This window comes from Streptomyces araujoniae (genome assembly GCF_050871195.1).
GTDB classification, from domain to species: Bacteria; Actinomycetota; Actinomycetes; order Streptomycetales; family Streptomycetaceae; genus Streptomyces; species Streptomyces bacillaris.
Window position 1 is genome coordinate 5,515,180 of the sequence record NZ_CP194070.1, and the last position, 14,070, is coordinate 5,529,249.

The window sequence follows — 14,070 nt, forward strand, 5'->3', positions numbered from 1 at the left end:
CGCGAGCCGTACTGCCGTGCACGCGTCCCGCCAGGCCTCCGATCTCCGCGCCGGCATCCGTACGCGGTCCCACCGCCGTACCCGCTCCGCGCCGGGCCCTGCGCCTGCGCCGCCGCACGCCTCGCGCCCCACCGGTGGCCGGTGCGCCGGTAGCCGTACGCCCGCCCCGCCGTACGCGCCCCGCATCCCCGCCCCCGCCGGTGCGCCGACCGGCGTACGGGAGGGCCGACAGCGGGCACGCCGACCCGGCCCGGCCTACATTGGAGCTGACACCGGCACCCCTCGCCGGCGTACCCACCTCCAGGCCCGGAGCCGTCCCATGCCGGTCACCTCTCCCGCCGCCTCCGTCCCCGCGCCGACCGCGCCCGAGTCCCTGCCCCAGGACTTCGGCGCCCTGCTCAGCCAGGACCCGGAGATCGCCGGGGTCCTGCTCGCCGAGCGGGACCGGCAGACCACCACGCTCCAGCTGATCGCCGCGGAGAACTTCACCTCGCCCGCCGTGCTGGCCGCCCTCGGCTCCCCGCTCGCCAACAAGTACGCCGAGGGGTATCCGGGCGCCCGCCACCACGGCGGCTGCGCGCACGCGGACGCCGCCGAACGCATCGCCGTCCGCCGGGCCACCGCCCTCTTCGGGGCCGAACACGCCAACGTCCAGCCGCACTCGGGCTCCTCGGCCGTCCTCGCCGCCTACGCCGCGCTGCTGCGCCCGGGCGACACGGTGCTCGCGATGGGACTCCCGTACGGGGGACACCTCACCCACGGGGCGCCGGGCAACTTCTCCGGCCGCTGGTTCGACTTCGTCGGGTACGGGGTGGACCCGGTGACCGGGCTCATCGACCACACCCGGCTGCGCGCCCTGGCCCGCGCCCGCCGCCCCAAGGCGATCGTCTGCGGTTCGATCTCCTACCCCCGTCACCCGGACTACGAGGCGTTCCGGGAGATCGCGGACGAGGTCGGGGCCTATCTGATCGTCGACGCGGCGCACCCGATGGGGCTGATCGCCGGGGGAGCGGCGCCGAACCCGGTGCGTTACGCGGATGTCGTCTGCGCCACCACGCACAAGGTGCTGCGCGGTCCGCGCGGCGGGCTGATCCTGTGCGGCGCGGAGCTGGCCGAGCGGATCGACCGGGCGGTCTTCCCGTTCACCCAGGGCGGGGCGCAGATGCACACGGTGGCGGCGAAGGCGGTCGCGTTCGGGGAGGCCGGGACACCGGCGTACACGCTCTACGCGCACCAGGTCGTCGCCCATGCCCGGGTGCTCGCCGCGGGTCTGGAGGCCGAGGGGTTCGAGGTGACCACGGGCGGCACGGACACCCACATCATCGTCGCGGACCCGGCCCCGCTGGGCGTCGACGGCCGCACCGCCCGTGAGCGGCTGGCCGCCGCCGGGATGGTGCTGGACACCTGCGCGCTGCCGTACGGGGAGGCCCGGGGCATCCGGCTGGGGACGGCCGCCGTCACCACCCAGGGGATGGACGAGGGGGACATGGCACGGATCGCGGCCCTGTTCGGGGCGGCGGTGCGCGAGCCGGGGGAGGCGGACAGGGTCGCGGCGGAGGTCCGGGAGCTGGCCCTGCGGAATCCGCCGTACCCGGGGTAGACGAGGGCTGTGCAACCATCACCCGTACCGTGGAGTCCTTGTTCAGAGACTAGGGTGTGGTGCTTGGATGGCCGGCGAAACCTGTGGGGCAGCCCGTGCGTGATTACCTGCTGACGCTCTGTGTCACGGCTGCGGTGACCTATCTGCTGACGGGGCCGGTGCGCAAGTTCGCCATCGCGGTCGGCGCGATGCCGGCGATCCGGGCGCGCGACGTCCACCGGGAGCCCACCCCCCGGCTCGGCGGGATCGCGATGTTCGGCGGGCTCTGTGCGGGACTGATCGTCGCCGACCACCTGTTCAACCTCAAGGGTGTCTTCGAACTCTCCAACGAACCACGGGCGTTGCTCTCCGGTGCGGCCCTGATCTGGCTGATCGGCGTGCTCGACGACAAGTTCGAGATCGACGCCCTGATCAAGCTCGGCGGCCAGATGATCGCCGCCGCCGTCATGGTCATCCAGGGGCTCACGATCCTGTGGCTGCCGATCCCCGGCATCGGCACGGTCGCCCTCACCCAGTGGCAGGGCACGCTCCTCACGGTCGCGCTGGTCGTCATCACGATCAACGCGGTCAACTTCGTCGACGGCCTGGACGGGCTCGCGGCGGGCATGGTGTGCATCGCCTCGGCGGCGTTCTTCCTGTACGCCTACCGCCTCTGGTACGGGTACGGCATCGAGGCGGCCGCCCCCGCGACGCTCTTCGCGGCCATCCTGATGGGCATGTGCCTGGGGTTCCTGCCGCACAACATGCACCCGGCGCGGATCTTCATGGGGGACTCGGGCTCGATGCTGATCGGGCTGGTGCTGGCGGCGGGCGCGATCTCGGTCACCGGCCAGGTCGACCCGGACAACATGAAGATCTTCTTCGAGGGCAGCGAGCGCGGGGCCACCCACGCGATGCTCCCGGTCTTCATCCCGCTGGTGCTGCCGCTGACGATCATCGCGATCCCGGCAGCCGACCTGATCCTCGCCATCGTCCGCCGCACCTGGAACGGCCAGTCCCCGTTCGCCGCCGACCGCGGCCACCTGCACCACCGCCTGCTGGAGATCGGCCACTCGCACAGCCGTGCCGTCCTGATCATGTACTTCTGGTCGGCCCTGATCGCCTTCGGCGCCGTCGGCTACTCGGTCCACTCGGCCTCGATGTGGATCGTCTTCGTCATCATCGCCGCGAGCGCGGTGGGCCTGGTCCTCCTCCTGATGCCCCGCTTCACCCCCCGGACCCCGCACTGGGCCAACCGCTTCGTCCCGCCGCGCTACCGGCGCCGCGCGCCCGAGCGGGCCTCCGCGTCCGGGTCCCCGTCCACGTCCTCGTACGGGGAGAAGCCGGAGCCCGCGCCCCCGGAGTCCCAACCGGCCCTGGCGGAGGCTCAGATGGGCCAGGAGAGCCCCGAACGGGCCCCTGTGGCGGTCGGGGTGTCCGGCGTCAACGGAGCGACCGCGATCGGCCCCCGTTCGCGTCTTCCTGAACGCAGGTCCATCGACTCCTCGCGCTGACGTTTCGGATTCCGCTGTCCATTACCAGACATAGCGCTGCCTTGTCGTGCACACACGCGCGGGGTAGCCCTCATGTGTGACAGTTGGCACACTTTCCAGGTAAAGACCTCATCAAATAGTTTGTGATACCGTTCACGAGACCCGGCGACGGAGCCGAAGGACCCTAGTGAGACGGTTCCTCGGCCTGGGAATCCGCCTCGCGGACCGGGCCTACGCTCGTCCATGACGACGCCCCATTCCTCCCAAGACCAGTGGAGCTGCCGCCATGCAGTCCGACATGCGCGAACTACTGCGCATCGCCGTCCCCACCGCCGCAGTCGGCGCCATCGCCACGCTCGTGGGCGGTCTGCTCGCCGGCGGCGAAGGGGCGATCGGTGCCGCGGTGGGCTGCGTGGTCGTGATCGTCTTCATGGCGCTCGGGCTGCTCGCGCTCAACTGGGTCGGCAAGAACATGCCTCACCTGTTCCAGGGCATGGGGCTGATGATTTACTCGGCCCAACTCGTGCTCCTGCTCATCTTCATCCTGAGCATCCGGAACACCACCCTCTTCGATCTTCAGGTTTTCGCCCTCTCGCTGGTCGCAGCCGTGATCACGTGGATCACCACGCAGGCCGTGCTGCATTCGCGGAGCAAGACCCTCTACGTCGACCCCGACGCGGACACCCGGAACCGACCGGGTGGAGCTGGGGGAGATCGTGACGAGTAGGGCCGGGATAAAGCCGTGTTCGACGTGCTGCTATCGTCCGGTCTCGGTTGCGGTAGTGCGAGCGCGGGCAACAGGGCGGTCGCTTGATTCATCGCGAGGCTTCGGGCCCGGCCGCCGCCTCCTCACCGTAAGAACCAGTCCGGTGCCGACCTGCGGCCACCCGCCGCTCCGACACAACGAGGTAGCCGCATCCATGCGCCATGCAGAAGGAGCTCTTGGTGACTGACGCCCAGACGCTCGCTTTCGAGACTGACTGCCACTTGTTCCAGGGATGCGGATTCCAGGCTCCCAGCGTGTGGTCGTTCATCTTCGAGCCGCTCTTCACCATCGGGCCTGTCGAGTTCAACAAGCCCATGCTGCTCGCGATCATCGGGACCTTCGCGATCCTGGCCTTCTTCTGGGCGGGCTTCTCGAAGGCGAAGGTTGTCCCCGGCAAGCTGCAGATGGTCGCCGAGGCGCTGTACGACTTCGTGCACCGCGGCATCGCCAAGGAGGTCATCGGCAAGAAGGGCGAGCCCTTCGTCCCGCTGCTGGTCTCGCTGTTCTTCTTCGTCTGGATCCTGAACCTCTGGGCCCTCATCCCGATCGCCCAGTTCCCGGTCAGCTCCGTCATCGCCTACCCGGTCGGCCTGGCCCTCGTGGTCTGGGTGACGTACATGACGGTGACGTTCCGGTCGAACGGATTCGTCGGAGGTATCCGGAACCTCTGCGTCCCGAGCGGTCTGCCGAAGCCCATCTACGTGCTGCTGACGCCGCTGGAGTTCATCTCCAACGTCTTCGTCCGGCCGTTCACGCTGGCGGTGCGACTCTTCGCGAACATGTTCGCGGGCCACATCCTGATCCTGATCTTCACGATCGCCACCTGGTACATGCTCGGCACCGTCCTGGGCACGGTCTACGCCTCCGCGTCGTTCGTCATGACGCTGGTCATCACCGTGTTCGAGATGTTCATCCAGGCCCTCCAGGCCTACGTGTTCACCGTGCTGACCGCCACGTACCTCTCCCAGGCGCTCGAAGAAGCCCACTGAGGACCCAGCCAAGCCCCCGGCTTGAGCCCTCACCCACCCCAGACGCCCGGTGCGAAGACACTTTCCACCGGTCCCACCAAGAGAAGGAACCACGGACATGTCTGCTGCTTTCGAGACCCTCGCGGCCGTGAACGGCAACGTCGGCACCATCGGCTACGGCCTCGCCGCGATCGGCCCCGGTATCGGCATCGGCATCATCTTCGGTAACGGTGTGCAGGCCATCGCCCGCCAGCCCGAGGCTGCCGGCCTCATCCGCCAGAACATGCTGCTCGGCTTCGCCGTCGTCGAGGCCCTGGCCCTGATCGGCTTCGTCGTCCCGTTCATCGTCAAGTGACGTTGTGCCTGTAGCTCCATTCGACGAAAGGTCCACCATGATGTACCTGGCAGCTGAGGAAGCGCAGAGCCCTCTGCTCCCGGTGTGGCCCGAGATCGTCATCGGCTTGATCTGCTTCGGCATCGTCTTCTTCGTCTTCTCGAAGAAGCTCCTTCCGGTGATCAACAAGGCCCTGGAAGAGCGCCGTGAGGCGATCGAGGGTGGCATCGAGAAGGCCGAAGCGGCTCAGACCGAGGCCCAGAGCGTTCTTGAGCAGTACAAGGCTCAGCTCGCCGAGGCCCGTCACGAGGCCGCCCGTCTGCGCCAGGAGGCGCAGGAGCAGGGCGCCGTCATCATCCAGGAGATGAAGGCGGAAGGTCAGCGGCAGCGCGAGGAGATCATCGCCGCCGGCCACGCCCAGATCGAGGCCGACCGCAAGGCCGCGGCCTCCGCGCTGCGCCAGGACGTGGGCAAGCTCGCCACCGACCTGGCCGGCAAGCTCGTCGGTGAGTCCCTCCAGGACCACGCCCGGCAGAGCGGCACCGTCGACCGTTTCCTCGACGAGCTCGAGGCGAAGGCCGAGGCTGCCCGATGAACGGTGCGAGCCGCGAGGCACTGGCCGCCGCACGCGAGCGGCTCGACGCGCTGACCGACAACACGTCGGTCGACGCGGCGGCCCTCGCCGACGACCTGGCATCGGTCACCGCGCTGCTCGACCGCGAAGTTTCCCTGCGCCGGGTCCTCACGGACCCGGCCCAGAGCGGCGAGAGCAAGGCCGAGCTGGCCGCGCGCCTGCTCAGCGGTCAGGTCAGCGGCGAAGCCGTCGACCTGGTCTCCGGGCTGGTCCGCTCCCGCTGGTCGCAGTCGCGTGACCTGGTGGACTCGGTCGAGGAACTGGCGAACACCGCGGACCTCACCGCGGCCCAGCGCGCCGGTGCCCTCGACGACGTCGAGGACGAGCTGTTCCGGTTCGGCCGGATCGTCGGCTCCGACCAGGAGCTGCGTTCGGCGCTCACCAGCCGTACGGCCACCGCCACCGCCAAGGGCGAGCTGCTCCGCAGCCTGCTCGGCGGCAAGGCGCAGCCGGTCACCGAGCGGATCATCGTCCGCCTGGTGACCCAGCCGCGGGGACGTAGCCTGGAGGCAGGGATCGAGTCCCTGTCCAAGCTCGCCGCGGAGCGCCGCGACCGCGCGGTCGCCGTCGTCACCTCGGCGGTGCCGCTCAGCGACCGGCAGAAGCAGCGCCTCGGCGCCGCCCTGGCGAAGCTGTACGGCCGCGAGATGCACCTGAACCTGGACGTGGACCCCGCGGTCCTCGGCGGGATCTCGGTGCGCGTCGGTGACGAGGTCATCAACGGCACCGTCGCGGAGCGTCTCGAAGAGGCGACCCGCCGCATCGCCGGCTGACAAGCGCAGCGCAAGAGAACAAGCAAGACCAGCGGCCCGGTTGGGCCGTGCAGAAACTGCAGAAGATTCCTGGGGGTCGGCCCCCAGACCCCCTTAAGAAACTTCGGGCCCAACAAGGAGAGCAGGGAACCCAGATGGCGGAGCTCACGATCCGGCCGGAGGAGATCCGGGACGCACTGGAGAACTTTGTCCAGTCGTACCAGCCGGACGCGGCCTCGCGCGAGGAGGTCGGTACGGTCAGCGTTGCCGGCGACGGCATCGCGAAGGTGGAGGGCCTGCCCTCCGCCATGGCGAACGAGCTGCTGAAGTTCGAGGACGGAACCCTCGGTCTCGCCCTCAACCTCGAGGAGCGCGAGATCGGTGCGATCGTCCTCGGCGAGTTCAGCGGCATCGAGGAGGGCCAGCCGGTGCAGCGCACCGGTGAGGTGCTCTCCGTCGGCGTCGGCGAGGGTTACCTCGGCCGCGTCGTCGACCCGCTCGGCAACCCGATCGACGGTCTCGGCGAGATCGCGACCGACAGCCGCCGCGCCCTCGAGCTGCAGGCCCCTGGCGTCATGGTCCGCAAGTCGGTGCACGAGCCGATGCAGACCGGCTACAAGGCCGTCGACGCCATGGTGCCGATCGGCCGCGGCCAGCGTCAGCTGATCATCGGCGACCGTCAGACGGGTAAGACCGCTCTGGCCGTCGACACGATCATCAACCAGCGCGACAACTGGCGCTCGGGCGACGTGAACAAGCAGGTGCGCTGCATCTACGTCGCCATCGGTCAGAAGGGCTCCACCATCGCCTCCGTGCGTGGTGCGCTCGAAGAGGCCGGTGCGCTGGAGTACACGACCATCGTCGCCGCCCCGGCGTCCGACCCGGCCGGCTTCAAGTACCTGGCGCCGTACACCGGTTCGGCCATCGGCCAGCACTGGATGTACCAGGGCAAGCACGTCCTGATCATCTTCGACGACCTCTCGAAGCAGGCCGACGCCTACCGCGCCGTGTCCCTGCTGCTGCGCCGCCCGCCGGGCCGTGAGGCCTACCCGGGTGACGTCTTCTACCTGCACTCGCGTCTGCTGGAGCGCTGCGCCAAGCTCTCCGACGAGATGGGTGCCGGTTCGATGACGGGCCTCCCGATCGTCGAGACCAAGGCGAACGACGTGTCGGCGTTCATCCCGACCAACGTCATCTCCATCACCGACGGCCAGTGCTTCCTGGAGTCCGACCTGTTCAACGCGGGTCAGCGTCCGGCGCTCAACGTCGGTATCTCGGTCTCCCGAGTCGGTGGCTCCGCCCAGCACAAGGCCATGAAGCAGGTCTCCGGCCGGCTCCGCGTGGACCTCGCCCAGTACCGCGAGCTGGAGGCGTTCGCCGCCTTCGGTTCCGACCTGGACGCGGCCTCGAAGGCCTCGCTGGAGCGCGGCAAGCGCATGGTCGAGCTGCTCAAGCAGCCGCAGTACGCCCCGTTCCCGATGGAGGAGCAGGTCGTCTCGGTCTGGGCCGGCACCACGGGCAAGATGGACGACGTCCCGGTCGAGGACATCCGCCGCTTCGAGTCCGAGCTGCTGGAGTTCCTGCGCCGCGAGCGCAAGGACCTGCTGACCAGCATCGCCGAGGGCGGCAAGATGTCCGACGACACGCTGCAGTCGATCGCCGACGCGATCGCCGCCTTCAAGCAGCAGTTCGAGACCTCGGACGGCAAGCTCCTGGGCGAGGGCTGATCGATGGGCGCTCAGCTTCGCGTTTACAAGCGCCGCATCCAAGCCGTCACCGCGACCAAGAAGATCACCAAGGCGATGGAGATGATCGCCGCCTCGCGCATCGTCAAGGCGCAGCGCAAGGTGGCGGCATCGCAGCCGTACGCGACCGAGCTCACCCGCGCGGTGACCGCGGTGGCGACCGGCTCCAACGCCGACCACCCGCTCACCACCGAGGTCGAGACGCCGACCCGTGCCGCGGTCCTGCTCGTCACGAGCGACCGCGGTCTGGCCGGCGGCTACTCCTCCAACGCCATCAAGGCGGCGGAGCGGCTGCGGGAGCGCCTTGCCTCCGAGGGCAAGGAGGTCGACACGTACATCGTCGGCCGCAAGGGTGTCGCGTACTACGGCTTCCGCGAGCGCAAGGTCGAGGAATCCTGGACCGGCTTCACCGACAACCCGGGCTACGGCGATGCCAAGCGCGTCGCGGCCCCGTTGATCGCGGCCATCCAGAAGGACACGGCCGAGGGCGGCGTCGACGAGCTGCACATCGTCTTCACGGAATTCGTGTCGATGATGACGCAGAACGCGGTCGACAACCGGATGCTGCCGCTTTCGCTCGACGAGGTCGCGCAGGAGACCACCCGCAAGGGCGAGATCCTGCCGCTGTTCGAGTTCGAGCCGTCGGCCGAGGACGTCCTCGACGCCCTTCTGCCGCGCTACGTCGAGAGCCGTATCTACAACGCACTGCTGCAGGCCGCCGCTTCCGAGCACGCCGCCCGCCGCCGCGCGATGAAGTCGGCGACCGACAACGCCGGGGATCTCATCAAGAGCCTCTCCCGGCTTGCCAACGCGGCCCGCCAGGCCGAAATCACCCAGGAAATCAGCGAGATCGTCGGCGGTGCCAGTGCCCTGGCCGACGCGACCGCGGGGAGTGACAAGTAATGACGACCACTGTTGAGACGGCCGCTGCCACGGGCCGCGTCGCCCGGGTCATCGGCCCGGTCGTCGACGTGGAGTTCCCCGTCGACGCGATGCCGGACATCTACAACGCCCTTCACGTCGAGGTGGACGACCCGGCCGAGGCCGGCGCCCGCAAGACGCTGACCCTCGAGGTCGCCCAGCACCTGGGCGACGGCGTGGTCCGGGCGATCTCCATGCAGCCCACCGACGGCCTGGTCCGCCAGGCCCCGGTGACCGACACGGGCACGGGCATCACCGTCCCCGTCGGTGACATCACCAAGGGCAAGGTGTTCAACACCCTCGGTCAGATCCTGAACCAGCCCGAGGCCGAGGCGCAGATCACCGAGCGCTGGCCGATCCACCGCAAGGCCCCGGCCTTCGACCAGCTCGAGTCCAAGACCGAGATGTTCGAGACCGGCCTGAAGGTCGTCGACCTCCTCACCCCGTACGTCAAGGGTGGGAAGATCGGTCTCTTCGGTGGTGCGGGCGTCGGCAAGACGGTCCTCATCCAGGAAATGATCATGCGTGTGGCGAAGCTGCACGACGGTGTGTCGGTGTTCGCCGGTGTCGGTGAGCGCACCCGTGAGGGCAACGACCTCATCGACGAGATGACCGACTCGGGCGTTCTGGACAAGACCGCGCTCGTCTTCGGCCAGATGGACGAGCCGCCGGGGACGCGTCTGCGCGTGGCCCTGTCCGCCCTGACCATGGCGGAGTACTTCCGCGATGTGCAGAAGCAGGACGTGCTGCTCTTCATCGACAACATCTTCCGCTTCACGCAGGCCGGTTCCGAGGTCTCCACGCTCCTCGGCCGGATGCCCTCCGCGGTGGGTTACCAGCCGACCCTGGCCGACGAGATGGGTGTGCTCCAGGAGCGCATCACCTCGACGCGTGGTCACTCGATCACCTCGATGCAGGCGATCTACGTCCCCGCGGACGACCTGACCGACCCGGCCCCGGCCACCACGTTCGCCCACCTCGACGCGACGACGGTGCTCTCCCGTCCGATCTCGGAGAAGGGCATCTACCCGGCCGTGGACCCGCTGGACTCCACGTCCCGCATCCTGGACCCGCGCTACATCTCCCAGGACCACTACAACGCGGCCAGCCGCGTCAAGGGGATCCTGCAGAAGTACAAGGACCTCCAGGACATCATCGCGATCCTCGGTATCGACGAGCTGGGCGAGGAGGACAAGCTCGTCGTCCACCGTGCCCGTCGTGTCGAGCGCTTCCTGTCGCAGAACACCCACGCCGCCAAGCAGTTCACCGGCCTGGACGGTTCGGACGTTCCGCTCGACGAGTCGATCGCCGCGTTCAACGCGATCTGCGACGGTGAGTACGACCACTTCCCCGAGCAGGCGTTCTTCATGTGCGGTGGCCTGGACGACCTCAAGGCGAAGGCCAAGGAGCTGGGCGTCTCCTGACCCCCGGCTCACCGAGGGGGGCGGGTGTGTCCCGCCCCCCTCACCACGCCCCGTAGAATTGACCCAACACCCGGCCGGTCGGCCGGGTGGTGACCCGAGGAGTCTCCTTGGCTGCTGAGCTGCATGTCGAGCTGGTCGCCGCGGACCGCAGTGTCTGGTCCGGCGAGGCCACGCTGGTCGTGGCGCGCACCACGTCCGGCGACATCGGCATCATGCCCGGTCACCAGCCGCTTCTCGGTGTGCTGGAATCGGGCCCGGTGACGATCCGCACGAGCGAGGGCGGTACCGTCATCGCCGCTGTGCACGGTGGTTTCATCTCGTTCGCCGACAACAAGCTGTCGCTGCTGGCCGAGATCGTCGAGCTGGCGGACGAGATCGATGTCCAGCGCGCCGAGCGTGCGCTGGAGCGCGCGAAGTCCGACGCGGACGCCGCCGCCGAGCGGCGCGCGGAGATCCGTCTGCGCGCGGTGGCGGTGCGCTAGCACCCCACGGACAGATGTTTTTACTCAGCCGCGGCCCGCGCTGGAGAAATCCAGCCGTGTCGCGGCTGAGGCGATGCAGGTGCAATTCAGTTCGAATCGGTTCGTTTCCCGTTACTCGACGATGCGAGGAGGTCGGTGGAGATGGTCCTCGCGTTGTGGGTGGGCGTATCCGTCATCGTGCTGGTCCTGGTGGGTCTGTTCGTCTTCGGTCTGCGCCGGCGGCTGATCCAGCGCTCCGGAGGCACCTTCGACTGCAGCCTCCGCTGGGACCTCTCCGAGGAGCCGGACCCCTCCGGCAAAGGCTGGGTCTACGGGGTCGCCCGCTACAGCGGTGACCGTGTCGACTGGTTCCGTGTCTTCTCCTACGCTCCTCGCCCCCGCCGGGGCCTGGAGCGTTCTGCGATCGAGGTGATCGCCCGCCGCCTCCCGGAGGGCGAGGAGGAGCTGGCGCTCCTCTCCGACTCCGTCGTGCTCGGCTGTCTCCACCGGGGGACCCGCCTGGAGCTGGCGATGAGCGAGGACGCCCTGACCGGCTTCCTCGCCTGGCTGGAGGCGGCACCGCCCGGCCAGCGGGTCAACGTGGCGTAGGAGCAGCGCAGGAGAGCGCCCCGCTGGAAGCGGCCACCCCGGCCGGAGCCGGGGGCGGGTGAGCTCCGCGTAGGGGAGTGCGGCGAGCGGACGACGTACGTCGGCGGCCCCGGTTCTCGGACCGGGGCCGCCGACGTGTGCGGGGGTGCCGGGGCTTCCGGCCGCACACCCCCCGTACCCCGCACCCGCACCCCGCCCCCTACCTCTACGCCTGGCCGTGCCCGGGACCCGTACCCCTCCGGCACGCGCACGCCTGCCCGAGCCCGTACCCCTCCCGCACCCGTACACAGCGAAAAGCCGGGGAGACGGGGGGCGGACCCGTCTCCCCGGCGGTTTTCCGGGGGTGGTGCTTGCCGTTACGGCGTGGGGATTACTGGAGACCGCTCTTGATCGCGCTCACCAGTTCACCGTTGGTGGTGTCGCCGGAGAACTCCCAGAAGAACGCGCCACCCAGGCCCTGGCTCTTCGCCCAGGTCATCTTGGTGCCGATGGTGGCCGGGGTGTCGTAGCTCCACCAGTTGGTGCCGCAGTGGGCGTAGGCCGTGCCGGCGATGGTGCCGGTGGCCGGGCAGGTGTTCTTGAGGACCTTGTAGTCCTCGATGCCCGCCTCGTACGTGCCCGGCGCCGCACCGGTCGCCGTGCCGCCGGGGGCGGCCTGGGTGACGCCGGTCCAGCCGCGGCCGTAGAAGCCGATGCCGAGGAGGAGCTTCTTGGCCGGGACGCCCTTGGCCTTCAGCTTGGCGATGGCCTCGGCGGAGTTGAAGCCCGCCTGCGGGATGCCGGTGTACGCGTTCAGCGGGGAGTGCGGGGCCGTCGGGCCCTTGTTCGCCCAGGCGCCGAAGAAGTCGTACGTCATCACGTTGTACCAGTCGAAGGACTGGGCGGCGCCGCCGTAGTCGGCGGCGTCGATCTTGCCGCCGGAGGAGGCGTCCGCGGTGATGGCGGCGGTGACCAGGTTGTTCGGGCCGAACTTGGCCCGCATGGCGTCCGCCATCACCTTGATGGCGGCCGGGCCGCTGTTGTCACAGCTCAGACCGCAGGCGTTGGGGTACTCCCAGTCCAGGTCGATGCCGTCGAAGACATCGGCCCAGCGCGGGTCCTCGACCAGGTCGTAGCAGGACTGGGCGAACGCGGCGGGGTTCTGGACGGCCTGGCCGAAGCCGCCGGACCAGGTCCAGCCGCCGAAGGACCAGAGGACCTTGATGTGCGGGTACTTGGCCTTCAGCTTGCGGAGCTGGTTGAAGTTGCCGCGCAGGGGCTGGTCCCAGGTGTCGGCGACGCCGTCGACGGACTGGTCGGCGGTGTACGCCTTGTCGTAGTCGGCGTAGGAGTCACCGATGGTGCAGCGGCCGTTCTGCACGTTGCCGAAGGCGTAGTTGATGTGCGTGATCTTCGCCGCGGACCCGGACGTCACCAGGTTCTTGACGTGGTAGTTGCGCCCGTAGACGCCCCAGTTGGTGAAGTAGCCCAGGTTGATCTTGTCGCCGGGCGGGGGCTCCTCGCCGCCGCCACCGCCGGTGGTGCGGACCGAGACGGAGCCGGAGACCGGGCCGAGCTGGTCGATGGTGTCGCGGGCCTGGACGGCGTACGTGTAGTCCGTGCCGGCGGTCAGGCCGGTGTTGGTGTACGTGGTGCCGGTGACCGTGGCGATCTTGGCGCCGTTGCGCAGGACGTCGTAGTTCTTGACGCCCTTGTCGTCGGTGGCCGCGCTCCAGCTGAGCTTCACCGACGTGTTGGTGACATCGCTGGTGGTGGGGGTGCCGGGGGCCGAGGGCGGGTTGTCGCCGGGGACGGTGGAGCCGTCACAGGCCCCGCCGTTCAGCGTACAGCCGCTGGGGGCGCCGGAGCCGGAGCCGTTGAAGCCGAAGGAGACGCTGGCACCGGGGGCGATGGACCCGTTCCAGCCCAGGTTCTTGGCGGTCCAGCGGGTGCCGGAGTTGGTGACGGTGGCGTCCCAGGCGGAGTTGACCCGGGTGCCGGTCGGGTAGTCCCACTCGATCGTCCAGGAGGAGAGCGCCGTGGTACCGGTGTTCTTCACCGTCCACTGGCCCTCGAAGCCGCTGCCCCAGTCCGACTTCTTGGTGTACGTGGCCGTGGCCGAGGTGGCGGCCGACGCGGGGGAGGCCAGGCCGACCATGGCGGCGAACGGGACGGCGAGAGCGGTGAGGCCGGCGATGACCTTCGACCGGCCACTGCGGGTGGGTATCCATCTGAATCTGGATCGGCGTTGGGGGGTCTCAGTACTCAACGGTGCTCCTGGGGTGAGGTCCAGTAACGGGGGTAGTTCGTGGACTGCAAACCCTGCGCCGCCCTGAGTACGGGTGCTCTCGTACTCACCGCAGTGTGTGTTCGGTGACATTAGGAAGGTCTGGACCAATCGTCAA

The 14,070-nt window shown here is 69.1% G+C and carries 13 protein-coding genes; 12 read left to right on the plus strand and 1 reads right to left on the minus strand.

The genetic code is table 11. The annotated features are described in order from the left end of the window. Nucleotides 1-319 precede the first annotated feature (319 nt). From glyA to ACQ9ZG_RS23970, 12 genes are all read left to right on the plus strand, one after another. Complete coding sequence (glyA, locus tag ACQ9ZG_RS23915; RefSeq protein WP_109915209.1) at nt 320-1,600, plus strand: serine hydroxymethyltransferase; 1,281 nt, start codon at nt 320-322, stop codon at nt 1,598-1,600. Nucleotides 1,601-1,683: 83 nt separating this feature from the next. Then, a complete protein-coding gene (locus ACQ9ZG_RS23920; RefSeq protein ID WP_181398215.1) occupies nt 1,684-3,093 on the plus strand; it encodes an MraY family glycosyltransferase in 1,410 nt (469 codons plus the stop codon). A 265-nt stretch (nt 3,094-3,358) separates the two neighbouring features. Beyond that, the gene (locus ACQ9ZG_RS23925; protein WP_018492185.1) at nt 3,359-3,799 is read left to right on the plus strand and encodes a Cg1360 family ATP-synthase-associated protein; all 441 of its coding nucleotides are present in this window, start codon (nt 3,359-3,361) and stop codon (nt 3,797-3,799) included. A 200-nt stretch (nt 3,800-3,999) separates the two neighbouring features. After that, nucleotides 4,000-4,827, plus strand: coding sequence for a F0F1 ATP synthase subunit A (gene atpB, locus ACQ9ZG_RS23930; protein ID WP_026238256.1), 828 nt, complete (start codon nt 4,000-4,002; stop codon nt 4,825-4,827). A 97-nt stretch (nt 4,828-4,924) separates the two neighbouring features. Beyond that, entirely contained in the window at nt 4,925-5,161 is a 237-nt protein-coding gene (gene atpE, locus ACQ9ZG_RS23935; protein WP_003966254.1) for an ATP synthase F0 subunit C, read from the plus strand. Nucleotides 5,162-5,198: 37 nt separating this feature from the next. Next, entirely contained in the window at nt 5,199-5,735 is a 537-nt protein-coding gene (locus tag ACQ9ZG_RS23940; protein ID WP_028416383.1) for a F0F1 ATP synthase subunit B, read from the plus strand. Continuing rightward, on the plus strand, nt 5,732-6,547 hold the full coding sequence (locus ACQ9ZG_RS23945; protein WP_028416384.1) for a F0F1 ATP synthase subunit delta: 816 nt from the start codon (nt 5,732-5,734) through the stop codon (nt 6,545-6,547). Before ACQ9ZG_RS23940 ends, ACQ9ZG_RS23945 begins: the two co-directional genes overlap by 4 nt. 134 nt (nt 6,548-6,681) lie before the next feature. Further along, complete coding sequence (gene atpA, locus ACQ9ZG_RS23950; protein ID WP_018492189.1) at nt 6,682-8,253, plus strand: F0F1 ATP synthase subunit alpha; 1,572 nt, start codon at nt 6,682-6,684, stop codon at nt 8,251-8,253. Between the two features lie 3 nt (nt 8,254-8,256). Next, entirely contained in the window at nt 8,257-9,174 is a 918-nt protein-coding gene (locus ACQ9ZG_RS23955) for a F0F1 ATP synthase subunit gamma (protein WP_109915207.1), read from the plus strand. Further along, complete coding sequence (atpD, locus tag ACQ9ZG_RS23960) at nt 9,174-10,616, plus strand: F0F1 ATP synthase subunit beta (RefSeq protein ID WP_109915206.1); 1,443 nt, start codon at nt 9,174-9,176, stop codon at nt 10,614-10,616. The genes ACQ9ZG_RS23955 and atpD overlap by 1 nt, the downstream gene beginning before the upstream one ends. 107 nt (nt 10,617-10,723) lie before the next feature. Next, on the plus strand, nt 10,724-11,098 hold the full coding sequence (locus ACQ9ZG_RS23965) for a F0F1 ATP synthase subunit epsilon (protein ID WP_018492192.1): 375 nt from the start codon (nt 10,724-10,726) through the stop codon (nt 11,096-11,098). Nucleotides 11,099-11,239: 141 nt separating this feature from the next. Further along, nucleotides 11,240-11,686, plus strand: a complete 447-nt coding sequence (locus ACQ9ZG_RS23970; protein ID WP_018492193.1) for a DUF2550 domain-containing protein — start codon at nt 11,240-11,242, stop codon at nt 11,684-11,686. A 370-nt stretch (nt 11,687-12,056) separates the two neighbouring features. Here ACQ9ZG_RS23970 and ACQ9ZG_RS23975 read toward each other — a convergent pair whose 3' ends face one another. Then, the gene (locus tag ACQ9ZG_RS23975; RefSeq protein WP_026238258.1) at nt 12,057-13,934 is read right to left on the minus strand and encodes a glycoside hydrolase family 18 chitinase; all 1,878 of its coding nucleotides are present in this window, start codon (nt 13,932-13,934) and stop codon (nt 12,057-12,059) included. Between the last annotated feature and the right edge of the window lie 136 nt (nt 13,935-14,070).

What these genes read in the sequence shown, in the direction of transcription:
- glyA (WP_109915209.1), top strand. Translation starts at nt 320, where the DNA reads ATGCCGGTCACCTCTCCCGCCGCCTCCGTCCCCGCGCCGACCGCGCCC.
- ACQ9ZG_RS23925 (WP_018492185.1), top strand. Translation starts at nt 3,359, where the DNA reads ATGCAGTCCGACATGCGCGAACTACTGCGCATCGCCGTCCCCACCGCC.
- atpB (WP_026238256.1), top strand. Translation starts at nt 4,000, where the DNA reads ATGCAGAAGGAGCTCTTGGTGACTGACGCCCAGACGCTCGCTTTCGAG.
- atpE (WP_003966254.1), top strand. Translation starts at nt 4,925, where the DNA reads ATGTCTGCTGCTTTCGAGACCCTCGCGGCCGTGAACGGCAACGTCGGC.
- ACQ9ZG_RS23940 (WP_028416383.1), top strand. Translation starts at nt 5,199, where the DNA reads ATGATGTACCTGGCAGCTGAGGAAGCGCAGAGCCCTCTGCTCCCGGTG.
- ACQ9ZG_RS23945 (WP_028416384.1), top strand. Translation starts at nt 5,732, where the DNA reads ATGAACGGTGCGAGCCGCGAGGCACTGGCCGCCGCACGCGAGCGGCTC.
- atpA (WP_018492189.1), top strand. Translation starts at nt 6,682, where the DNA reads ATGGCGGAGCTCACGATCCGGCCGGAGGAGATCCGGGACGCACTGGAG.
- ACQ9ZG_RS23955 (WP_109915207.1), top strand. Translation starts at nt 8,257, where the DNA reads ATGGGCGCTCAGCTTCGCGTTTACAAGCGCCGCATCCAAGCCGTCACC.
- atpD (WP_109915206.1), top strand. Translation starts at nt 9,174, where the DNA reads ATGACGACCACTGTTGAGACGGCCGCTGCCACGGGCCGCGTCGCCCGG.
- ACQ9ZG_RS23970 (WP_018492193.1), top strand. Translation starts at nt 11,240, where the DNA reads ATGGTCCTCGCGTTGTGGGTGGGCGTATCCGTCATCGTGCTGGTCCTG.